1 protein-coding gene and 1 pseudogene are annotated in these 989 nt (G+C 37.5%); both read right to left on the bottom strand.

The features are described from left to right. Positions 1–183: pseudogene (locus L1D47_RS20805) on the bottom strand (IS5/IS1182 family transposase); the annotation flags it as partial. Positions 184–205: 22 nt separating this feature from the next. After that, positions 206–989 (bottom strand): hypothetical protein (locus tag L1D47_RS20800; RefSeq protein ID WP_239886630.1); only part of this gene is annotated, 784 nt, incomplete at its 5' end.

Below are 989 nucleotides of genomic sequence, written 5' to 3'. Positions count from 1 at the left end.
GAACATCGTTTCCAGTGGATAGGGACGACGACCATTGCCCGCTTTTGGATAAAAGGGCTCAATCACTTCCAGCAGTTGAGTCCATGGTAACAGGTTGTCCATCCGAGATAAGAAAATCTCTTTACGGGTCTGGCGGCGCTTGCTGGAAAACTCACTATCGGCAAAAGTTAACTGTTGGCTCATGGGCGGTAATGGCTGTGATTTACTATGTAGCTATGATCTCACATCTGGGACTTATTCGCATCTTCCCTAACTCAACGGTCTCTCTTAACTTTGAAAAATAACTCTCAGTTTGCTTATTAATATCATCAAGTGTATTTTCCCAACTAGAGATCATCGCTATTGACTCGTCAGAAGAGTAAGTCTCTATAGCTGTTGAGTTAATTGCAGTCATCACCTCAGCTAGCGCTTGGGTGTACTCACTAGATTTTTCCCTCGCCTTTTCCTTAACCACAGACTCAATCTTACTAACATCTTCTTTAAGTTCATTTCGATAATTGGAAATCACTCTGTTCAACGATTTTTTCTCTTCTTCAACAATCTCATTAACTCGCTCTCGAGCAGAAAATGTCAACCCGTTAACAGAGATAAACCTTGATAGTAATTCTTCAGTTTTCTTTTTAGCAGGATTAATTACATCCTCGTCAAGTTTCGCTTTATTTTTAAGGTAGGATTCCCATTCCTTTCTAGCAGCATTACTAAGACCTACATTAGGTTTAGTGACCTTTAGTGCTTTATCTAGCTCTCTCCACTTATCAGATACATTTGTTCTAAGCTTTGAAATAAATTGATATTTTTTTTTGTCATCCCATGCGTCTGATGACTTTTTTAACTCATGCTGCAAAAAGGAATCAATAGCCTCTGCTTTATCAATATAAAAATTGGTAGAAAGATTTTTGAAAAATCCATCAATATCATTTTTAAAACATTCTTTTTTATAAGAAACTTGCTTCTTCCTTTTGTCTAAAATGTCCTTCTCTGCTTTGGCT

This window comes from Shewanella sp. Isolate7 (genome assembly GCF_022398425.1).
Taxonomy (GTDB): Bacteria; Pseudomonadota; Gammaproteobacteria; order Enterobacterales; family Shewanellaceae; genus Shewanella.
The sequence above is the reverse complement of the archived record's forward strand: the minus strand, read 5'-3'. Positions and strand labels throughout refer to the sequence as shown.